The following is a 20,385-nucleotide window of genomic DNA, read 5'->3' as shown; positions in this document are numbered from 1 at the left end:
TGTCCAATGATCGCCGGGCGGCCAGTTGCCCGAAATCGGTAATGCCTCTGAGGCATTCACGTGATCGCTTTTTCAGGACACGGGTCGATCGTGAAGGAATTCACGCGATCAACCGCTCGAGACCACTGTAAGGGCGGGCGTCGGCACCCGCACATGACGAAGGGCCCCACCAGGGGGCCCTTCGTCGAAATCGGTCGCCGTCCGGGTGAACCGGTCAGGCGAGGAGGGTGGCCGGCGGCACGGTGGGCCACCTCATGCGGATCGACCCGCCGTGCTGCCCCGCGCTGACCTCGACGTCGTCGACGAGACCGCTGATGACCGCGAGGCCCATCTCGTCCTCCTCGGTCTCCCCGTCGGTGTCGCCGGATCCGTCACCGGAGCCGCGATCGCCGGGGACCGCGTGGGGCGCCTCGTCGCCGACCTCGATGGAGAACTGCTTCTCCTCCTCGATCAGCAGCACCTTCACGGGCGCCGAGATGCCGCCGTGCTGGTGCAGTCCCACGGCCCGGGTGCACGCCTCACCGACGGCGAGCCGGACCTCGTCGAGGACGGCCTCGTCCACTCCGGCCCTGCGCGCCACCGCGGCCGCCACGAGACGGGCGGTCCTGACGTGCTCGGGCAGCGCGCTGAAGCGGAGTTCGACGGTGGCCATGCATCCCCCTCGCGACTACGGGCGTGCTGTGGAGAGGCCGGGCCGCCGGACGCCCGGCCCTCCTCGTGGTTCTCTTCCGCCGCCCGGGCGGCGCGGCCCGGGAACGCGCGGTGGTCAGTCGGTCGCCGCCACCGCTTCCTCGACCGAGGTGTGGATCGGGAACACCTTGGTGAGGCCGGTGATGCGGAAAATCTTCAGAATGCGCTCCTGGTTGCAGACCAGGCGCAGGGAGCCCTCATGGGCTCGGACACGCTTCAGGCCGCCGACCAGCACGCCGAGTCCGGTGGAGTCGAGGAAGTCCACGCCTTCCATGTCGACGACAAGGTGGAAACTGCCGTCATTCACCAGCTCGACCAGCTGCTCGCGCAGCTTGGGCGCGGTATATACGTCGATTTCGCCACCGACCCTGACGATCGTGCGATCGCCCATGGTCTCGGTCGACAGGGACAGGTCCACGGATCCTCCAGCACCTAGCTATCGAGCGGTCGCCCTTGGGGCATCTCGGCTCAGCCCCCGGGACGGTTCGCCAGCCGCGATGGCATTCAATCACTTACCGGCAGGCGTGCACGACGCCTTGGCCCCATTGTCCGTCACTCCAGTGACACACTCGGTGCCGATGGCCAAGAATCACCGATCCGATCGACCCCCGACGGACACGCCCTCCGGGACCTCGCCGGGCGTGGTCCTGGACCGTCTCGCGTCCGGACCGAGCCGGGCTTCGCGCATTACTCATACGGAGCACTTGCCCCCGCGTGCGGGTCGGCATGCCGTCTGGCCGGACCGGATCCGCGCGGAGGTCGTCGCCGCCGTACAGGCCGCCGGCATCGACCATCCCTGGGTCCATCAGGCACGCGCCGCCGAGCACGCCCTGGACGGCGAGTCGGTCGTGGTCGCCACCGGTACGGCGTCCGGGAAGTCCCTGGCGTACCTCACGCCCGTCCTGTCCACGCTCCTGGACGGCTCGCAGGCCCCGAACGGCCGCGGGGCGACCGCCCTGTATCTCGCGCCCACGAAGGCCCTGGCAGCGGACCAGTGCCGGTCCGTGAAGGAACTTTCACAACCACTGGGCCATTCGGTGCGTCCCGCGGTCTACGACGGGGACACGCCGTTCGAGGAACGCGAGTGGATCCGCCAGTACGCCAACTACGTCCTGACCAACCCGGACATGCTCCACCGGGGCATCCTGCCGTCCCATCCCCGCTGGTCCTCCTTCCTGAAGGCGCTGAAGTACGTCGTCATCGACGAGTGCCACACCTACCGCGGCGTGTTCGGCTCGCACGTCGCCCAGGTCCTGCGACGGCTGCGCCGCCTGTGCGCCCGCTACGGCGCCTCGCCCGTCTTCCTGCTGGCGTCCGCGACCGCCGCCGAACCCGCGGTCGCCGCGCGCCGGCTCACCGGCCTGCCGGTGGTCGAGGTCGCCGACGACGCCTCCCCGCGCGGTGAACTGGTGTTCGCCCTCTGGGAGCCGCCGCTGACCGAGCTGCACGGCGAGAAGGGCGCCCCCGTCCGCCGTACGGCCACCGCCGAGGCCGCCGACCTGCTGACCGACCTCACGGTGCAGGGCATCCGCTCGGTCACCTTCGTGCGCTCCCGGCGTGGCGCCGAGCTCATCTCGGTGATCGCCCAGGAACGCCTCGCCGAGGTCGACCGCTCGCTGGCCCGGCGTGTCGCAGCCTACCGGGGCGGCTATCTCCCCGAGGAGCGCCGAGCTCTCGAACGCGCCCTGTACTCCGGTGAACTCCTCGGCCTCGCGACGACGAACGCCCTCGAACTCGGGGTGGACATCTCCGGCCTGGACGCGGTGGTGATCGCCGGCTATCCGGGGACCCGGGCGTCCCTGTGGCAGCAGGCCGGCCGCGCGGGACGCTCCGGCCAGGGCGCCCTCGCCGTCCTGGTCGCCCGCGACGACCCCTTGGACACCTTCCTCGTCCACCACCCCGAGGCCCTCTTCGACCGGCCCGTGGAATCCACGGTTCTCGATCCCGACAACCCCTACGTGCTGGCCCCGCACCTGTGCGCCGCTGCCGAAGAACTTCCGCTGACCGACGAGGACCTGCCCCTGTTCGGTCCGGCCACCGAAGACCTGCTCCCGCAGCTGGAGGCCGCGAAGCTGCTACGGCGGCGGACCAGGGCCTGGCACTGGACCCGCCGCGAGCGGGCCGCCGATCTGACCGACATCCGCGGCGAGGGCGGCCGGCCGGTGCAGGTCGTCGAGGCCGGTACGGGCAGGCTGCTCGGCACGGTCGACGCAAGCGCCGCGCACACCGGCGTCCACGAGGGCGCGGTCCATCTGCACCAGGGCCTCACCTATCTCGTGCGCTCCCTCGACCTGGAGGACTCCGTCGCCCTGGTCGAGCGGGCGAGCCCGACCTACACGACGGTGGCCCGGGACACCACGTCGATCTCCGTGCTGGAGACGGACACCGAGATCCCGTGGGGCGACGGCCGCCTCTGCTACGGCTCCGTCGAGGTCACCAACCAGGTGGTCTCCTTCCTGCGCCGGCGTCAGATCACCGGCGAAGTGCTGGGCGAGACGAAACTCGACCTCCCTCCGCGTACTCTGCGCACCCGAGCGGTGTGGTGGACGGTCACCGAGGACCAGCTGGACCGGGCCAGGATCAACCCGGAGATCCTCGGCGGCGCCCTGCACGCCGCCGAGCACGCGTCGATCGGCATGCTTCCGCTCTTCGCGACCTGCGACCGCTGGGACATCGGCGGCGTCTCGGTCCCGCTCCACCCCGACACCCTGCTGCCCACGGTCTTCGTCCACGACGGCCACCCGGGTGGCGCGGGCTTCGCCGAACGCGCCTTCCACACCGCCCGTGCCTGGCTCACGGCCACCCGTCAGGCCATCGCCTCCTGCGAGTGCGACGCCGGATGCCCCTCCTGCATCCAGTCCCCCAAGTGCGGCAACGGCAACGACCCTCTGCACAAGCGGGGTGCGGTACGCCTCCTCACGGTGCTGCTGGAGGGCGCACCGGCGGAGAAGCCGGAGGAGGCGGACGGTGCCGCGGGGACGGCTGGGGTGAGCGAGGCGGACGGTGGAGTCGGGGCGGCCGGAGCTACGGGGGCGGAGGCGTAGCCGGGGCGGGCGGAGGCAGGAGCGGGGCGGGCGCCGGAACCCCGGCCGGGCCGGGAGCCGGAACCCCCGGCGGAGGTTCCGCCGGACCGGCAGGCCCCGCGCGTGCCCTGACCTCCACCGTGAACGGGCCCCGGCCCGACGCCACCGACACGTCCGACGCCTCGCCGGTGAGCACGCACCGCACGAGCCGTGTGCCCTGCTCCCGGGCCACCCGGTCAGCCCGCGCACAGGCCGCCGTGCGGCCCGCCGTCCAGTGATCGGCGGCCGCGAGCGCCGCCAGGTCGGCTCCGCCGGCGGCCCGGTGCCGGGTCACGACGACATGTCCGAGGGCGAGCACGATGCCGAACACCACGCACAGCACGGCAATCGCCCCGACGCTCCACACGGTCGCCGACCCCTGGTCGGAGTAGGGCCCGCCCCTTCGACTCCCGCGAAGCCACCGCTTGCCGGTCCGGGCGCTCACGCTCCCACCGCCGCCATCTCCTCCACCGCCGCCACGGCCTCCTCCCGCAGATCGAACGGCAGCCCGTGCAGCACCGGCGGCCTGGCCTCGACGACCACCCGGACCTGCTCGGCCTCCCGGTGCACCGTGATCCGGGCGCCGGGCGGTGCCGCCTCGCGGGTCACCTCCACGACCGCGTCGTACGGATCCTGCCGGGCCGCCGCGCGAGCGCCGGTGCGGGCCGCGTCCACGCACTGGATCTGCGCCGCCACCACCAGCAGGCCCCAGACCAGCGCCGTCGCGAACATCACCAGCACGGGGAGCACCATGGCCGCCTCCGCCGTCACGAACCCGCGGTCGGCGCGACGCTCACATCCGGCCATCGAGTGCCTGCTGCACGATGTTGCGCAGCGCCGTGCTGACCGGTCCGCTGTTGACGACCTTGTAGAGCACCACGGCGAACGCCACGGCCGCCACGATTCCCATCGCGTACTCCGAGGTCACCATTCCGGCGTCCCTCCGTGCCGCACGCGCCTTGCACACCAGAGCACGCAGTCGTGCCCGCACCGCCTGATACATCTCGACTCCCTTGAGGAAAACTCGCTTTGATCTTGTGGGTACTGCTCGTTCCGCCGTATCCGCCGGCCCCGTCGCCGTCCTGCCGGCCCTGCCTGGATCGCCCGTCACGCACCACCTCCTCCCAGCACCCCACCCGCGAGTCCGATCACCACGGGCAGTACGCCCACCGCGATGAACGCGGGCAGGAAGCACAGCCCCACCGGCGCGCTGACCATGACGGCCGCTCTCCGGGCCCGCGCGGTCGCCGCGCGGGCCCACTCCGCGCGGGCCTCGACGGCGAACCGGCCCACCGGGGTGGCGAGGGGAAGCCCGGACGCAGCGGCCCGTTCCAGCAGCCGCGCCAACGGCACGGCACCCGGCAGGGACTCCAACCGGCGCCACGCCGCCGCCGGTTCACCGCCGAGCCGCACCTCCGCCGCGCCCCGCGCCAGCGCCTCCCCGACCGGCCCGCCCAAGGTCTCCCCGACGGCCTGTGCCGCCAGTACCGGGCCGGCACCCGCAGCGACGCAGGCGGACAGCAGGTCGGCTGCCAGGGGGAGTTGCCGTGCCGCTTGCGCGGTGTCCGGCCCGCGTGGGTGCGCTGCCGACGTCCGCCGCAGCCGCCATCGCCACAACCCGGCCGCGGCGACCAGCCCGACCACCACGCCGACAGGGCCACCCACCAGCACCCAGCCGGCACACACCACGCCCGTGTGGGGCAGCCATCTCCGCACGGCACGCGGCAACCCGGGGCGTGAGGCGGGTGTCGTGCGTTCCGACGCCCGCATCCCGGCCAGACGCCGCCGCACTCCCCGCTCGCGCCGCGTGCGGTCCCACCAGGCCGCCAGCCAGAGGAGCGCCGACACGGTCCCCACAGCCGCCCCCAGCCTGTGGACAACTTCTCCGCTCACGCCGCCCCCTCCTCGGCACCTCGCATGATCCGCAGCGCCCACCACAGCCCCAGCCCCTCCAGCACCCCGCCGACCGCCAGACAGACCAGTCCCGACGAGGTGTGCAGCAGGATGTGCAGCGGGTCGGCGCCGAGGGCCGCGCCCAGTGCCAGACCCACGACCGGGAGCCCGGCGAGCATCACCGCCGTGGCGCGGGCACCGGCCAACTGGGCCCGCAGATCGGCCCGCTGGTCCCGTTCCGCACGCAGCGCCGCCCCCAGCCGGTCCAGCCCGGCCGCGAGTCCGGCACCCTGGTCCACCGCCACCCGCCAGCACGCGGCGAGCCCTCGCAGCCCTTCGGCGCCCGGCTGCCGTGCCGCCGCCGCGAGCGCGGCGGGGACGTCCCCGCCGAACCGCGCCGCCGCCAGCACGGTGGCCTGGAGATCACCGAGCCCGCCGGAGTCCCGCGCGGCCGGCGGCAGCGCCTCACCCGGCTGCCGCCCGGCGCGCACCTCACCCGCCAGCGCCCCGCACAACGCGATCACCGCTTGCCGACGCCTCTCCTGCGCCCTGCGCTCCACGGTGGCGCGCAGCACCCGCCGCAGCAGGGGTACTCCGGCCGCCCCCGCGGCGACCGGCAGCACCGACGCACCCAGCACCGCCAGCACCAGCCCCGCGGCCAACGACCACCACTCGGCACCCAGCCGTCCTCGGATCCGCGCCCACTCGCGAAGCACCCGGGCCCAACCCGGCGGCCCGCTCCCCACCGCGCCGCCGCCGGCCAGCAGCAACCGTGTCCGCCTGGCCCCCGCACACCCGCCGCCCAGCAACCACGCCGCGACTCCCAGGCAGGCCGCGGCCGCGCCCGTCGACACCTCGCTCGTGCCGTTCATCCCCCGGTCCCCTCTCGCCGTCCGTCACCGGCGTTCGCGGACCGGAGCAGCTCCCGCAGCCGCTCCCAGCCCGGCTCGGGGAGGAACGCCGCCGGCCCCCACCGCAGCGCCGGTACCGTCCGCACCAGCCCCGACGGGTCCCGCTCCAGCACATGCACCTCCGCGATCCGCCGCCGGCCACTCCGGTCGCGTACGAGGTGGAGCACCACCGAGACGGCGGCCGCCAGTTGGCTGTGCAGCGCGAAGCGGTCGAGTCCGGCGGCCGTGCCGAGCGCTTCCAGCCGGGCCGGCACATCACCCGCCGCATTGGCATGGACCGTGCACGAGCCGCCTTCATGGCCCGTGTTGAGGGCGGCCAGCAGATGGACCACCTCAGGGCCGCGCACCTCCCCCACCACGAGCCGGTCCGGCCGCATCCGGAGCGCCTGGCGCACCAGGTCCTCGAGGGTGACGAGGCCCGCGCCCTCCTGGTTGGCGGGCCGCGTCTCCAGGCGCACGACGTGCGGATGCTCGGGCCGCAGTTCCGCCGAGTCCTCCGCCAGGACGACGCGTTCGTCGCGGCCGACCAGTCCCAGCAGCGCGCTCAGCAGCGTCGTCTTGCCGCTGCCGGTGCCCCCGCTGACCAGGAACGACAACCGGGCGTCCAGCAGTGCCCGCAGTACCCGGTCTCCGCCCGGCGGTACGGTCCCGGCCGCCGTCAGCTCGTCGAGCGTGAAGGCGCGCGGCCGCACGACCCGTAGCGACAGGCAGGTCCCGCCGACCGCCACCGGGGGCAGTACCGCGTGCAGACGGGTCCCGTCGGGCAGCCGCGCGTCCACCCAGGGGCGGGCGTCGTCCAGGCGCCGGCCGGCCACGGCGGCGAGCCGCTGTGCCAGGCGCCGGACGGCCGTCTCCTCGGGGAAGGCGATCTCGGTGAGTTCCAGTCCGCCGCCCCGGTCCACCCAGACCCGGTCAGGCGCCGACACCAGGACGTCGGTCACCGAGGGATCGGCCAGCAGCCGCTCCAGCGGTCCGCTGCCGACCAGCTCCGACCGCAACTGCTCGGCCGCCCCCAGCACTTCGGCGTCCCCGAGCACCCGCCCCTGCTCCCGCAGGGCCTGCGCCACCCGCGCGGGTGTCGGCTCGGCCCCGCTCTCGGCCAGCCACCGCCGCACCCCGTCCAGCAGACCCGGAGGCATTCCCGCGCCGCTCGTCACCGCACTGCTCATGCCGCCCTCGCCTCCACCAGTGCGCGCTCCCAGAACTCCTTGCAGAAGCGGGCCAGCGGCCCCCTGCCCGAGGCACCGGGCGGCCGTCCCGCGTCGTACGGACGCTGCAGGGAGGGCTCGACGGGCAGGTCTCCCGCGAGCGGCAGTCCGAGCAGCCGGGCCACTTCCCGGTCGTCCAGGCCGGGTGCGTACGGGCCCCGCACTGCCACCCGCAGGTCGCGCAGGACCATGCCCACGGCGGAGGCGACGCGGCCCGCCGCGGCGACGGCGCGCAGTTCCGCGGGGACCACGAGGAGCCCGAGGTCGAGCTGGGCGAGGACCTCGGCGACGCCGTCGTCGACACGGCGCGGCAGGTCGACCACGACGGTGCCTCCGCCGCGCCGGGCGGCGGCGAGCACCGCGCGGACGGCCCGGGGCGGTACGGCGAGGCAGTCGCTGCGATCCCAGCTGAGCACCCGCAACGAGTGCAGTTCGGGCAGTGATTCCTCCAGGGCGGCGCCGCCCACCCGCCCGTGCGATGCGGCGAACGCGGGCCAGCGCAACCCCTTGGCCGTTTCCCCGCCGAGGGCCACGTCGAGCCCGCCGCCCAGGGGATCGGCGTCCACGAGGAGCGTGCGCAGTCCCTCCCGCGCGGCGGTGACGGCGAGCGCGCACGCGAGTGTGGACGCTCCGGCACCGCCCCGGCCGCCGATGACTCCGACGGTCAGGGCGGGCCGTCCGACGCCTTCGGCCACGTCGGCGATGCGGTCGACCAGCCACTGCTCGCCGTCGGGCAGCATCAGCACGTGGTCGGCGCCGATCTCGACGGCCCTCCGCCAGACTCCGGAGTCGTCCTGGTCACGGCCGACCAGCACCACGCCCGGCCGGCGTGCCGCCCCGCGCACCCGCCGGGCGGCGTCGTCGCCGACCAGGACGAGCGGAGCGGCTTCCCAGCTGCCCCTCGGCTCGGGCACCCCGTGATGGACCTCGGGTGTCGCGCCGGCCGCCGCGCACAGACGCAACAGGTCGTCGAGGAGTCCGGCGTCCTCGGTGACAATCAGAGGTGCGCCCGGCCGGCCTCCCCCGGAGGCGGGCGGCGGATCGTGCGTGATGGTTCCGTTCATGTTCGTCCCCCTTTGCTGCTTGTCTCGCGCAGCCCCTGCGGCCCCGCGATTCCCAGACGTGCGAAGAACCGGCCAAGCGGTCTTCCTGTGAGCGGCCGGCGGAAACCGGCCGAACGCGACCCGGCAATCGGAACCGGGACAGGAACTCGTGGCGAGCGGGTCGCGCTGGAATCACGGTGCAGCGATCCGGAAAAACGTGTGGATCTTGGTGGAAAACTGTGGACGGGACCACAGCTGTGAATATCGCGGTCACCCATACCGGTGAGTCCTGGGCACCTTGCGTGTAGGTCCCACAGGGCAGCCCCGTGACTACCGGCGGTAACTATTCATGCACACGTCAAGTCCCTGCCGACGGGCTCCACCACGGCACTTCGAGCATGGGGCCGAGCGGAGAAAACGCGTCCGGACATGCGACGACCCCCGCCGGGGGGGAGAGCGGGGGTCGTCCCCACGGCCGACTCGGGGGGGGAGGAGTCGGACCGGGTTAGACACGGTCGCGAACGATCCGTGACTTCCATGGTGTACCCGAGAGCCCTCTCAGGCAAACCCACGCGCCCCACCTTACGCCGAATGGGCTGCGCCTATGCTCAAGGATGTGGAAAACCACTCCTTGCCCCGCACAGCCGCCTTCTTCGACCTGGACAAGACGGTCATTGCGAAGTCGAGCACGCTCACGTTCAGCAAGTCGTTCTACCAAGGCGGTCTGATCAACCGCAGGGCGGTCCTGCGTACCGCATATGCCCAGTTCGTGTTCCTCGCCGGCGGCGCGGATCACGACCAGATGGAGCGGATGCGCAAGTATCTGTCCGCCCTGTGCCGAGGCTGGAACGTCCAGCAGGTCAAGGAGATCGTCGCCGAGACGCTGCACGACCTCATCGACCCGATCATCTACGACGAGGCCGCCACCCTCATCGAGCAGCACCACACCGCGGGACGCGACGTCGTGATCGTCTCGACGTCGGGCGCCGAGGTGGTCGAACCGATCGGCGAGCTTCTGGGCGCCGACCGGGTGGTGGCCACCCGTATGGTCGTCGGCGACGACGGGTGCTTCACCGGCGAGGTGGAGTACTACGCGTACGGCCCGACCAAGGCCGAGGCGATCCGGGAACTGGCCGCGTCCGAGGGCTACGACCTGGCCCGTTGCTACGCCTACAGCGATTCGGCGACCGATGTGCCGATGCTGGAGTCCGTGGGTCATCCGCACGCCGTGAACCCGGACCGCACGCTGCGCCGCGAGGCCCTCGCGCGCGAGTGGCCGATCCTCGACTTCCACCGGCCGGTACGGCTCAAGCAGCGCATCCCCGCACTTTCCGTGCCGCCGCGCCCCGCCCTGGTCGCGGCGGCCGCCATAGGAGCCGCGGCGGCCACCGCGGGCCTCGTCTGGTACGCCAGCCGGCGCCGCGCTTCGGTGGCCTGACCGCCCGCCTCCGCGGGCCGGTCGGCGACGCGCCGGCCGCGTTCGCCGCACCGGCGCCCGTTCGGCATGCCTTTGGACGCAAAAGTAAAGAAGCAGACCCAGGACTTCCGCTTACTGGGAACCCGGAGTACAAAGGACTTAACGGCCCGCGAGACCAAGGACATCCGAGAGGATCACCTTTTAACGCATTTGGCCCCACGGACCGAGCATGAACATCGGGCACCCACGCGACGTCGACCCGTCGATTACGGGCCAGCCGCACCAGGTGACGGGCAAAGCTCCCGACCTGATGGGCATATATCGAGGACGCTTGGTAACCCGGTGGACATGCCAGCGGCGGTACGAGTATTCGTACCGCCGCATCTCTGCGCGGCCCCAGGCCGCGCCCTCTCACACCGTCGCGTTCACGCCGCCCCGCGCTGCAGGGCCTCACACACCGCTGTCGACTCGCGGGCCCCGAGCTCGACCGCCCGACCGCAGTGGGCGATCCAGGCGGCCACCCCCTCGGGCGTCCCGGAGACATAGCCCTCCAGCGCCTCCAGATATGCCTCGCTCCCCAGCTCGGCGTGTCCGACCTCGGCGGGGCAGACGGCCTTGGGGTCGAGGCCGCTGCCGACCAGCACGATGCGTTCGGCCGTACGCGCGACCAGCCCGTTGTGGGAGGTGAAGGGACGCAGCGCGAGCAACTCACCGTGCACGACGGCAGCCGTCACCAGCGCCGGTGCGGAGCCGCCCTCGATGATCAGCCCGGACAGCCCGTCCAGCCGGCCGTGCGCCTCCGCCGCGCCCGGCAGGGGAAGCCCGATCAGGGGCTCGTCGACCGGCTCGCCCTCCTGCCGCGGCCGTCCGACCTGCTCGGCCTTGTCGGCCGCCGCGACCAGGTGCAGCCGGGCCAGCACGCGCAGCGGCGACTGCCGCCAGATGGACAGCAACTGCCCCGCCTCGGCGGTCAGGCGCAGGGCCGCGCCCACCGTGCGCGCCTGGTCGTCGCCGCTGAAGTCACTGCGCCGGCGCACCTCCTCCAGGGCCCAGTCCGCACCCGACAGTGCCGCCGAGCCACGGGCGCCGCGCAGCGCCGCCTCGGAGGTGATCTCGTTGCTGCGCCGCCGCATGACCCGGTGGCCGTAGACCCGGTCCACGGCCTTGCGCACGGTCTCCACGGAATCGGCCACTCCGGGCAAGGCGCCCAGGGCCGCGAGCGGATCGGCGGTCGCGCCTGTCGTACTCATGAGTACGACACTACGCACCCGGAGGGCCCGCCCCACGATGGAGTGGTCTTCTTCACGCTCACGCATCACCCAAAGCCACCGATCCACTACCCTTGGTGAACATGAAAACTGCTTTCGTGGGAAAGGGCGGCAGCGGAAAGACGACCCTGTCCTCCCTGTTCATCCGTCATCTCGCGGCCGGCGGTACCCCGGTGATCGCGGTCGACGCCGACATCAACCAGCACCTCGGGGTCGCGCTGGGCCTGGACGAGAGGGTGGCGGCCGGCGTGCCGGCGATGGGCGACCACCTTCCGCTGATCAAGGAGTACCTGCGGGGCGACAACCCGCGCATCGCGTCCGCGGAGACGATGATCAAGACGACGCCACCCGGTGAGGGCTCCCGGCTGCTTCGGGTGTGTGAGGACAATCCGGTCTACGACGCCTGCGCGCGTCCGGTGGAACTCGACGGCGGAGCGGTCCGTTTGATGGTCACCGGCCCCTTCACCGACGCCGACCTGGGGGTCGCCTGCTACCACTCCAAGACCGGAGCGGTGGAGCTGTGCCTGAACCACCTGGTCGACGGCCCCGACGAGTACGTCGTGGTCGACATGACCGCCGGCTCCGACTCGTTCGCCTCCGGCATGTTCACCCGCTTCGACATCACGTTCCTCGTGGCCGAGCCGACCCGGAAGGGGGTCTCCGTCTACCGCCAGTACAAGGAGTACGCCCGGGACTTCGACGTCGCCCTGAAGGTCATCGGCAACAAGGTGCAGGGCCCCGACGATCTCGACTTCCTCCGCGCGGAGGTCGGGGACGACCTGCTGGTGACGGTGGGGCACTCGGACTGGGTCCGCTCCCTGGAGAAGGGCCGGCCGCCCCGGTTCGACCTCCTGGAGGACGCCAACCGCCACGCCCTGCGCCTCATGCGGTCGGCGGCCGACGCGACGTACGAACTGCGCGACCGGGAGCGCTACACCCGCCAGATGGTGCACTTCCATCTGAAGAACGCCCGGTCGTGGGGGAACGAGCGGACGGGGGCCGACCTGGCGGCGCAGGTCGACCCCGGTTTCGTGCTGGGAGACACCGTCACGACGTCCGCCTGACGCTCAGCCCTTCGCCGCCGGGGACCCGGGCGCCCCCTTGGGCGCCGGGGCGGGGCCGCCGGCCAGGAAGGACTTCCAGCCCTTCTTCGGGGCCTCGCCGACGCCCAGCGAGCGCAGCTTCTTCAAGGTGGCCGGGTCCTGGGCGTCCAGCCAGTCCACCAGCTGCCGGAAGGAGACACAGCGGACGTCGGCCTTGGGGCACACCGTCTCGATGACCTCCTCGATGGCACGCATGTACGTGCCGCCGTTCCAGGACTCGAAGTGGTTGCCGATGATCAGGGGCGCCCGATTGCCCTGGTAGGCCCGTTCGAAGCCCTGGAGCAGGCCGTCGCGCATCTGGTCGCCCCAGAGTTCGTGCTTGGCGGGGTCGCCCTGGGTGGTGGTGCCGGACTGGTTGACCATGAAGTTGTAGTCCATGGTGAGCTGTTCGAAGGAGTGCCCGGGGAAGGGCACGAGCTGCATCGACAGGTCCCACAGCCCTTGTTTCTTCGCGGGCCACACCTGGTTGTTGACCCCGCTGGTGTCGTAACGGAAACCCAGATCGCGCGCGGCCCTCATGAAGTTCTTCTGCCCCTCCAGACAGGGAGTGCGGGCGCCGATGAGCTCCTTGTCGTAGTCGAAGGGCAGCGGGGCCGCGTCCTTCATCCCGGCGTTGGTCTTCCAGGTCTGCACAAAGCGCTTGGCCTGGGCGATCTCGTCCTTCCAGTCCGCCACCGACCAGGCGCCGACCCCACCGTCGCCGCCACAGAAGTGTCCGTTGAAGTGGGTGCCGATCTCGTTGCCCTCGAGCCAGGCCAGCCGCAGTTGCTTCACGGTGTCGGCGATGCCCTGCCGGTCGTTGAAGCCGATGTCGGAGCGCCCGGGGGAATGCTGCGGCGGATCGTACAGACTCCGCTTCTCCTCCGGCAGCAGGTAGACGCCGCTCAGGAAGTACGTCATGGTCGCGTCGTTCTTCTTGGCGACCTTGCGGAAATGGGAGAAGAGCTTCTGGCCGTCCTCGCCCGCGCCGTCCCAGGAGAAGACGACGAACTGTGGTGGCTTCTCACCGGGCTTCAGCCGCTCGGGCCGCGGCAGGTGCGGCTGGGCCCCGGTGTAGGCGGTGGAGCCGTCCCCGATCAGCCGGACGACGTTCTTCGGCGCGGGGGCCGGCTGGGGCTTCTCCTCCTTGCCGGTGATGTCGGTGCCCGCGCCGCAGGCGGTGAGCGAAGCGGCGCAGACAGCGGCGATCACGGTACCCGCGGCGATTCTGTGGGTGGCGGCCATCCGCCCACCTTCTTCCTTCTCTCGGGCCGAGCTCGATGAGCCCGATGTCGGGTGCTGTGCCGGTCCTTTCCGACGGCGCCGCCAACGTCGCACGGAACAGAGAAGGAATTAATACGACAAGCCGATGAAATGGCTGCTTCACTCGCCGGAGTGATTACATCCCCCATTTGCCCGGAAAGTCTATGCCAGCCCTTTACTCCGAATTACGATTCGTTTACTGATTGTGCTCACATCCCGCCGTTCTGGGGCCATGCCCCCACGGCCGCGACCGCCCCGCCACCGAGCGGGCCACCAGTTACGCGACCGCGCAGACCCGAAGGAGACGGGACCCCATGTCAGCCTGCGTTCCCGCCCGCGCCGCCGATTCGGACCACACCGAGCGCACCCACCCGCCCCACAGCCCGCCGCGGCGCGGCCCCCGGCGTCTCCGCATCGCGGGCGCCGACGTGTCGGCCGCGGTCGCGGTCTTCCTGATCGCCCTTCCCCTGTCCCTGGGCATCGCCCTCGCCACCGGCGCTCCGCTCCAGGCCGGGCTGGTCGCCGCCGCCGTGGGCGGAGTCGTCGCCGGGCGGATCGGCGGCTGCCCGCTCCAGGTCAGCGGCCCGGCCGCGGGACTCACCGTCGTCACCGCCGACCTCATCCAGCAGTACGGATGGCGGACGACCTGCGCCGTCACCGTCCTCGCCGGCCTCTCCCAGCTCGGCCTCGGCTGTCTGCGCGTGGCCCGCGGAGCGCTCGCCGTGAGCCCCGCGATCGTCCACGGAATGCTGGCCGGCATCGGCGTCACCATCGCCGTCGCCCAGCTGCACATCGTCCTCGGCGGCACCCCGCAGAGCTCCGTCCCCGACAACCTCCGCGCGCTCCCCGCCCAGTTGGCGGACCTGCACCCCGCGGCCCTCTCGGTCAGCGTGCTGACCCTGACCCTGCTGCTGCTCTGGCCGAGGCTCCCCGGCCGGACCGGACGCCTGCTGCGCGCGGTTCCGGCGGCGCTCGTCGCCGTCGCCGGAGCCACCGCGATCGCCGCCGCGGCCGGCCTCGTCCTGCCCAAGGTGGATCTGCCCTCCTGGCGCAACCATGCCCTCGCCGGGCTGCCCGAGGGTCCGGTGCTCGGCCTCGCGGCCGCCGTGCTCACCACCACGCTGGTCTGCAGCGTGCAGTCGCTGCTCGGCGCGGTGGCCGTGGACAAGCTGGTGTCCGGCCGCCCCGGCCCGGGCCACGTCGGGCGGTCCGACCTGGACCGCGAACTGCTCGGACAGGGCGCGGCCAACATCGTCTCCGGCTCACTCGGCGGACTGCCCGTGGCCGGGGTCGCGGTGCGCAGTTCCGCGAATGTCCACGCGGGTGCGGTCAGTCGGAACTCCACGATGCTGCACGGCGTTCTCGTAGTGGTCGCCGCGCTGCTGATGGTCCCGCTCCTGGAGTTCATCCCGCTCGCCTCACTCGCCGCCCTGGTGATGGCCGTCGGCATCCAGATGGTGTCCCTGCACCACATCCGCACGGTGACCCGCCACCGGGAAGTGCTCGTCTACGCCGCGACCACCCTCGGCGTGGTGTCCCTGGGCGTTCTGGAAGGCGTGGCATCGGGGATCGCCGTGGCCGTCGGCGTGGCCCTGCACCGCCTCACCCGCACCCGTATCACCCACCAGGAAGAGGAAGGAGTTCACCACGTACACGTGAGGGGGCAGCTGACGTTCCTCGCGGTGCCACGGCTCAGCCGGGCGCTGCATCTCGTGCCCCAGGGGGCCGACGTCGTGGTGGCGCTGGACGGCTCCTTCATGGACCACGCGGCGTACGAGACGCTGCAGGACTGGCAGAGCACCCACACCGCGCGAGGCGGCAGCGTGGAGATCACCGGCCGCCGCGCCGACGTCCGGATCGCCGAACCCGCCGCACTCACCTCGGGGCATCTCGCCGACGGCCCCGAGGAGGCCCGGGCGTCCGGCTCCGACTGCCGCTGCCGGCCCTGGACCGCCTGGCGCAACCACCAGTGCGAACGCCCACGACTGCCGGACGGCGACCTCCGGCCGGGCGCGCACGACAGCGAGGAAGGGAGGGACGCGAAGGAACGAGCAGTCGGTACGAACCGGACCGAGGAGGGCGAGCCGGAGCAGGACAGCACCGGGGGCAGCCAACTGGTGCGCGGCATCAGCGCGTTCCAGCGCAACACCGCCCCGCTGGTGCGCGGTGAGCTGGCCCGGCTGGCACGCGAGGGACAGCAGCCGGCGCAACTGTTCCTGACTTGCGCCGACTCACGGGTGGTCACCTCCATGATCACGTCCAGCGGCCCGGGAGACCTGTTCGTGGTGCGCAACGTCGGCAATCTCGTACCCCCGCCGGGCGCGGAGAGTGGCGACGACTCGGTGGCGGCCGCCATCGAGTACGCCGTGGACGTACTGGCGGTGCGCTCGATCACGGTGTGCGGGCACTCGGGATGCGGTGCGATGCAGGCACTGCTCGACTACGAACCGGACGGCGCCCGTACGTCGCTGAGACGCTGGCTGCGACACGGGCGGCCGAGCCTCGAGCGCCTGGGCGAACCGGGCGGATCCGCGCCGCGGCTGACCGGGAGGGCGGTCGCCGACGCGGTCGAGGAGCTCTGCCTGGCGAACGTGGTGCAGCAGCTGGAGCATCTGCGTTGCCATGAATCGGTGGCCCGGGCCCTGAAGGACGAGGCCCTGGAGCTGCACGGGCTGTACTTCCACGTCGGTGAGGCCCAGGCGTATCTGCTCACCGAACGGGACGGGGAGAGGGTGTTCGACCGGGTCCGGGCCGAGGACCTGGCGACGTGAGGCGGCGCGTCCCGATGTGAGAGGCGTTACACCCCTTGAACCGGCTTGCTCCGGGGCCCGTGGGAAGGGGTGTCGCACAGCGCACCCCTCAACCCCGACAGGTCTAAACCAATTTCCCGTCGGCCCTTGTCAGCGCACCCCCGGGTCTGATGAGCTGTGGCCTGGGACACAACGGACACCCTGGGAAAGGCAGATGCCGTGAGCAATGAAAGCCTGGCCAACCTTCTGAAGGAGGAGCGTCGCTTCACTCCCCCCGCCGACCTGGCCGCGAACGCCAACGTCACGGCGGAGGCGTATGAACAGGCCAAGGCTGACAGGCTCGGCTTCTGGGCCGAGCAGGCCCGCCGGCTGACCTGGGCCACCGAGCCCACCGAGACCCTGGACTGGTCGAACCCGCCGTTCGCCAAGTGGTTCAAGGACGGCGAGCTCAACGTCGCCTACAACTGCGTGGACCGTCATGTGGAGGCCGGGCACGGCGACCGGGTCGCCATCCACTTCGAGGGCGAGCCGGGCGACAGCCGCGCCATCACCTACGCCGAGCTCAAGGACGAGGTCTCCAGGGCCGCCAACGCCCTGCTGGAGCTGGGTGTCCAGAAGGGCGACCGGGTCGCCGTCTACATGCCGATGATCCCCGAGACGGCCGTCGCGATGCTGGCCTGCGCCCGCATCGGCGCCGCGCATTCCGTGGTCTTCGGCGGCTTCTCGGCGGACGCGCTGGCGACCCGTATCCAGGACGCCGACGCGCGTGTCGTCATCACCGCCGACGGCGGCTACCGGCGCGGCAAGCCCTCCGCGCTCAAGCCGGCCGTCGACGACGCCGTCGGCCGCGTGGACAGCGTCGAGCACGTCCTCGTCGTCCGCCGCACCGGCCAGGACGTCGCCTGGACCGAGGGCCGGGACGTGTGGTGGCACGACCTGGTGGAGCGCCAGAGCACCGACCACACCCCGCAGCCGTTCGAGGCGGAGCACCCGCTGTTCATCCTCTACACCTCGGGCACCACGGGTAAGCCGAAGGGCATCCTGCACACCTCCGGCGGCTACCTGACCCAGGTCGCCTCCACGCACTGGTCGGTCTTCGACCTCAAGCCCGAGACCGACGTGTACTGGTGCACGGCCGACGTCGGCTGGGTCACCGGCCACTCGTACATCGTCTACGGACCGCTCGCCAACGGCGCCACGCAGGTCATGTACGAGGGCACCCCGGACACCCCGCACCAGGGCCGCTTCTGGGAGATCGTGCAGAAGTACGGCGTGACGATCCTCTACACGGCACCCACCGCGATCCGCACGTTCATGAAGTGGGGCGACGACATCCCCGCGAAGTTCGACCTGTCGTCGCTGCGGGTGCTGGGCTCCGTCGGTGAGCCGATCAACCCCGAGGCGTGGATCTGGTACCGCAAGAACATCGGCGGGGACCGCACCCCGGTGGTGGACACCTGGTGGCAGACCGAGACCGGCGGCATCATGATCTCCCCCCTGCCGGGCGTGACCGACGCCAAGCCGGGCTCCGCCCAGACCCCGCTGCCCGGTATCGCCGCGACCGTCGTCGACGACGAGGCGAACGAGGTGCCGGACGGCGGCGGTGGCTACCTGGTCCTCACCGAGCCGTGGCCCTCGATGCTGCGCACCATCTGGGGCGACGACCAGCGGTTCATCGACACGTACTGGTCGCGCTTCGAGGGCAAGTACTTCGCCGGTGACGGCGCCAAGAAGGACGACGACGGCGACATCTGGCTGCTCGGCCGGGTCGACGACGTGATGCTGGTGTCCGGGCACAACATCTCGACCACCGAGGTCGAGTCCGCGCTGGTCTCCCACCCCTCGGTCGCCGAGGCGGCCGTGGTCGGCGCGACGGACGAGACGACCGGCCAGGCGATCGTCGCCTTCGTGATCCTGCGCGGCACGGCGGCGGAGAGCGAGGACCTCGTCGGCGAACTGCGCAACCACGTGGGCGCCACGCTCGGCCCGATCGCCAAGCCCAAGCGGATCCTGCCGGTGGCCGAGCTGCCGAAGACCCGCTCCGGCAAGATCATGCGGCGCCTCCTCCGCGACGTCGCGGAGAACCGCCAGCTGGGAGACGTCACCACCCTGACGGACTCCACGGTCATGGACCTCATCCAGGCCAAGCTGCCCCAGGCGCCCAGCGAGGACTGAGCGGGCACCGTCGCGAGCACGTCCTGGGCGCCCCACCCTCGCGTGGGGCGCCCAGGCCTGCTCGTGCGCCCCAGGCGCACGTTAGATAAACTAAGCAAAAAGCTGTCTCATGGGGCGCCGGGAAGTCTGGTCGGCACACGATTCGTGCTGCCCGTCGACCAGAGGAACACCCGTGACCGCGCCCCGCACCCCCACCCCCCGCAAGGCCTTCGGATACCTCTCGCTGCCCGAGCGCTCCTACGTCGGTGACGCGCTGCGCACCGAGACGGTCGGCGGCGTACTCCTGCTGCTGGCCGCCGTCGCCGCGCTGATCTGGGCGAACATACCCGCGCTGCATGACAGCTACGAGAGCGTCAGCCACTTCCATTTCGGCCCCGAGGCGATCGGGCTGAACCTGTCCGTGGCGCACTGGGCCGCCGACGGACTGCTCGCGGTCTTCTTCTTCGTCGCGGGCATCGAGCTCAAACGCGAACTCGTCGCCGGCGACCTGCGCGACCCCAAGGCCGCCGCGCTCCCGGTCGTCGCCGCCCTCTGCGGCATGGCGGCACCGGCTCTCGTCTACGCCTTCACCAGCGGCGTGGGCGGCGGTTCCCTCGCCGGCTGGGCCGTGCCCACCGCCACCGACATCGCCTTCGCGCTCGCCGTGCTCGCCGTCATCGGCACCTCCCTGCCGAGCGCGCTGCGTGCCTTCCTGCTCACCCTCGCCGTCGTCGACGACCTGTTCGCGATCCTGATCATCGCGGTCTTCTTCACCGACCATCTGAACTTCGCGGCGCTCGGCGGCGCCGCCGCGGGCCTGGCCCTCTTCTGGCTGCTGCTGCGCAAGGGCGTACGCGGCTGGTACGTGTACGTGCCGCTGGCGCTGGTCGTGTGGGCGCTGATGTACAACAGCGGCATCCACGCCACCATCGCCGGTGTCGCCATGGGCCTGATGCTGCGCTGCCACCGTCGCGAGGGCGAGGAGCACTCGCCGGGCGAGCACATCGAGCACCTCGTGCGGCCACTCTCCGCAGGCCTCGCGGTCCCGCTGTTCGCTCTGTTCAGCGCGGGCGTGGCGGTCTCCGGCAGCGCCCTCGGGGAGGTGTTCACCCAGCCCGAGACGCTCGGTGTCGTCCTCGGACTCGTCGTCGGCAAGACGCTCGGCATCTTCGGCGGCACATGGCTGACGGCGCGTTTCACCAGGGCGTCGCTCAGCGACGAGCTCGCCTGGGCGGACGTGTTCGCGGTGGCCACCCTCGCCGGGATCGGCTTCACCGTCTCGCTGCTCATCGGGGAACTCGCCTTCGAGGGCGACGAGTCGATGACGGACAGCGTCAAGGCGGCCGTCCTGACCGGTTCCCTGATCGCCACCGCCGTCGCGGCCGTCCTGCTGAGGGTGCGGAACGCCAGGTACCGCAGGCTGACCGAGGAGGAGGAGCGCGACGAGGACCTGAGCGGTGTCCCGGACGTGTACGAACAGGACGATCCGGCGTACCACCTGCGCATGGCGGAGATCCTCGAACGGAAGGCCGCCGAGCACCGGCGAGTCGCCCGGGAGAAGGCCGCCGAGCGAGACGCGCTTGCCGAAGTGTCGAGCGGGGCAAGCGATGAGGACCACGGTCCGGCATGATCTGACGAGACGGT

Annotated in this window: 17 protein-coding genes; 6 read left to right on the top strand and 11 right to left on the bottom strand. The window is 71.8% G+C overall.

The features are described from left to right. Nucleotides 1–214 precede the first annotated feature (214 nt). Together ACZ44S_RS19210 and bldG are read right to left on the bottom strand one after the other, a co-directional pair. On the bottom strand, nt 215–652 hold the full coding sequence (locus ACZ44S_RS19210) for an ATP-binding protein (RefSeq protein WP_190166661.1): 438 nt from the start codon (nt 650–652) through the stop codon (nt 215–217). 114 nt (nt 653–766) lie between these two features. Continuing rightward, a complete protein-coding gene (gene bldG / locus ACZ44S_RS19205) occupies nt 767–1,108 on the bottom strand; it encodes an anti-sigma factor antagonist BldG (RefSeq protein WP_003991900.1) in 342 nt (113 codons plus the stop codon). 79 nt (nt 1,109–1,187) lie between these two features. Here bldG and ACZ44S_RS19200 point away from each other — a divergent pair, with 79 nt between their 5' ends. Further along, nucleotides 1,188–3,734 carry a DEAD/DEAH box helicase gene (locus ACZ44S_RS19200; protein ID WP_466930498.1) on the top strand — a complete coding sequence of 849 codons (2,547 nt, stop codon included), beginning with the start codon at nt 1,188–1,190 and terminating at the stop codon, nt 3,732–3,734. On the opposite strand, the gene ACZ44S_RS19195 is transcribed toward ACZ44S_RS19200, so the two are convergent. From ACZ44S_RS19195 to ssd, 7 genes are all read right to left on the bottom strand, one after another. Continuing rightward, nucleotides 3,715–4,197 (bottom strand): Rv3654c family TadE-like protein, encoded by a 483-nt coding sequence (locus ACZ44S_RS19195; protein WP_466930495.1) that lies wholly within the window; start codon nt 4,195–4,197, stop codon nt 3,715–3,717. The two genes, ACZ44S_RS19200 and ACZ44S_RS19195, sit on opposite strands and share 20 nt — an antisense overlap. Beyond that, nucleotides 4,194–4,559: a TadE family type IV pilus minor pilin gene (locus ACZ44S_RS19190; RefSeq protein ID WP_466930493.1), complete on the bottom strand. Its 366-nt coding sequence runs from the start codon at nt 4,557–4,559 to the stop codon at nt 4,194–4,196. Before ACZ44S_RS19190 ends, ACZ44S_RS19195 begins: the two co-directional genes overlap by 4 nt. Beyond that, nucleotides 4,546–4,755, bottom strand: coding sequence for a DUF4244 domain-containing protein (locus tag ACZ44S_RS19185; protein WP_190166658.1), 210 nt, complete (start codon nt 4,753–4,755; stop codon nt 4,546–4,548). The genes ACZ44S_RS19190 and ACZ44S_RS19185 overlap by 14 nt, the downstream gene beginning before the upstream one ends. A gap of 104 nt (nt 4,756–4,859) precedes the next feature. Further along, nucleotides 4,860–5,645: a type II secretion system F family protein gene (locus ACZ44S_RS19180; protein ID WP_466930491.1), complete on the bottom strand. Its 786-nt coding sequence runs from the start codon at nt 5,643–5,645 to the stop codon at nt 4,860–4,862. Next, nucleotides 5,642–6,517, bottom strand: a complete 876-nt coding sequence (locus ACZ44S_RS19175) for a type II secretion system F family protein (RefSeq protein ID WP_466930489.1) — start codon at nt 6,515–6,517, stop codon at nt 5,642–5,644. Before ACZ44S_RS19175 ends, ACZ44S_RS19180 begins: the two co-directional genes overlap by 4 nt. Continuing rightward, the gene (locus ACZ44S_RS19170) at nt 6,514–7,725 is read right to left on the bottom strand and encodes a TadA family conjugal transfer-associated ATPase (RefSeq protein ID WP_466930486.1); all 1,212 of its coding nucleotides are present in this window, start codon (nt 7,723–7,725) and stop codon (nt 6,514–6,516) included. The genes ACZ44S_RS19175 and ACZ44S_RS19170 overlap by 4 nt, the downstream gene beginning before the upstream one ends. Further along, complete coding sequence (gene ssd / locus ACZ44S_RS19165; protein ID WP_466930484.1) at nt 7,722–8,828, bottom strand: septum site-determining protein Ssd; 1,107 nt, start codon at nt 8,826–8,828, stop codon at nt 7,722–7,724. The genes ACZ44S_RS19170 and ssd overlap by 4 nt, the downstream gene beginning before the upstream one ends. A gap of 583 nt (nt 8,829–9,411) precedes the next feature. Between ssd and ACZ44S_RS19160 the strand changes: the two genes are divergently transcribed. Beyond that, nucleotides 9,412–10,245, top strand: coding sequence for an HAD family hydrolase (locus tag ACZ44S_RS19160; protein ID WP_466930482.1), 834 nt, complete (start codon nt 9,412–9,414; stop codon nt 10,243–10,245). 404 nt (nt 10,246–10,649) lie between these two features. Here the strand turns inward: ACZ44S_RS19160 and ACZ44S_RS19155 are convergent, their stop codons facing one another. Continuing rightward, on the bottom strand, nt 10,650–11,474 hold the full coding sequence (locus tag ACZ44S_RS19155; RefSeq protein WP_466930480.1) for a Fic family protein: 825 nt from the start codon (nt 11,472–11,474) through the stop codon (nt 10,650–10,652). Nucleotides 11,475–11,575: 101 nt separating this feature from the next. On the opposite strand from ACZ44S_RS19155, the gene ACZ44S_RS19150 reads away from it, so the two are divergent. Continuing rightward, nucleotides 11,576–12,556: an ATP-binding protein gene (locus ACZ44S_RS19150; protein ID WP_466930478.1), complete on the top strand. Its 981-nt coding sequence runs from the start codon at nt 11,576–11,578 to the stop codon at nt 12,554–12,556. Between the two features lie 3 nt (nt 12,557–12,559). On the opposite strand, the gene ACZ44S_RS19145 is transcribed toward ACZ44S_RS19150, so the two are convergent. Next, nucleotides 12,560–13,819 (bottom strand): polysaccharide deacetylase family protein, encoded by a 1,260-nt coding sequence (locus ACZ44S_RS19145; protein WP_466930475.1) that lies wholly within the window; start codon nt 13,817–13,819, stop codon nt 12,560–12,562. Nucleotides 13,820–14,151: 332 nt separating this feature from the next. On the opposite strand from ACZ44S_RS19145, the gene ACZ44S_RS19140 reads away from it, so the two are divergent. The 3 genes from ACZ44S_RS19140 to nhaA all read left to right on the top strand — a co-directional run bounded on the left by ACZ44S_RS19140 (nt 14,152) and on the right by nhaA (nt 20,371). Then, the gene (locus ACZ44S_RS19140) at nt 14,152–16,608 is read left to right on the top strand and encodes a SulP family inorganic anion transporter (RefSeq protein WP_466930472.1); all 2,457 of its coding nucleotides are present in this window, start codon (nt 14,152–14,154) and stop codon (nt 16,606–16,608) included. 198 nt (nt 16,609–16,806) lie between these two features. Beyond that, the gene (gene acs, locus ACZ44S_RS19135; protein WP_466930470.1) at nt 16,807–18,762 is read left to right on the top strand and encodes an acetate--CoA ligase; all 1,956 of its coding nucleotides are present in this window, start codon (nt 16,807–16,809) and stop codon (nt 18,760–18,762) included. Nucleotides 18,763–18,934: 172 nt separating this feature from the next. Then, on the top strand, nt 18,935–20,371 hold the full coding sequence (nhaA, locus tag ACZ44S_RS19130) for a Na+/H+ antiporter NhaA (protein ID WP_466930468.1): 1,437 nt from the start codon (nt 18,935–18,937) through the stop codon (nt 20,369–20,371). Nucleotides 20,372–20,385 lie beyond the last annotated feature (14 nt).

This window comes from Streptomyces malachitofuscus, from assembly GCF_055571035.1.
Note: the sequence above shows the minus strand (reverse complement) of the source record. Positions and strands in the feature narration are given on the sequence as shown.

Excerpts from the sequence above, each read along its gene's own strand:
- ACZ44S_RS19190 (WP_466930493.1), bottom strand. The coding sequence starts at position 4,559 with ATGGCCGGATGTGAGCGTCGCGCCGACCGCGGGTTCGTGACGGCGGAG.
- ACZ44S_RS19200 (WP_466930498.1), top strand. The coding sequence starts at position 1,188 with ATGGCATTCAATCACTTACCGGCAGGCGTGCACGACGCCTTGGCCCCA.
- ssd (WP_466930484.1), bottom strand. The coding sequence starts at position 8,828 with ATGAACGGAACCATCACGCACGATCCGCCGCCCGCCTCCGGGGGAGGC.
- ACZ44S_RS19210 (WP_190166661.1), bottom strand. The coding sequence starts at position 652 with ATGGCCACCGTCGAACTCCGCTTCAGCGCGCTGCCCGAGCACGTCAGG.
- ACZ44S_RS19145 (WP_466930475.1), bottom strand. The coding sequence starts at position 13,819 with ATGGCCGCCACCCACAGAATCGCCGCGGGTACCGTGATCGCCGCTGTC.
- ACZ44S_RS19170 (WP_466930486.1), bottom strand. The coding sequence starts at position 7,725 with ATGAGCAGTGCGGTGACGAGCGGCGCGGGAATGCCTCCGGGTCTGCTG.
- ACZ44S_RS19160 (WP_466930482.1), top strand. The coding sequence starts at position 9,412 with ATGCTCAAGGATGTGGAAAACCACTCCTTGCCCCGCACAGCCGCCTTC.
- ACZ44S_RS19150 (WP_466930478.1), top strand. The coding sequence starts at position 11,576 with ATGAAAACTGCTTTCGTGGGAAAGGGCGGCAGCGGAAAGACGACCCTG.
- ACZ44S_RS19185 (WP_190166658.1), bottom strand. The coding sequence starts at position 4,755 with ATGTATCAGGCGGTGCGGGCACGACTGCGTGCTCTGGTGTGCAAGGCG.
- ACZ44S_RS19175 (WP_466930489.1), bottom strand. The coding sequence starts at position 6,517 with ATGAACGGCACGAGCGAGGTGTCGACGGGCGCGGCCGCGGCCTGCCTG.
- ACZ44S_RS19155 (WP_466930480.1), bottom strand. The coding sequence starts at position 11,474 with ATGAGTACGACAGGCGCGACCGCCGATCCGCTCGCGGCCCTGGGCGCC.
- ACZ44S_RS19140 (WP_466930472.1), top strand. The coding sequence starts at position 14,152 with ATGTCAGCCTGCGTTCCCGCCCGCGCCGCCGATTCGGACCACACCGAG.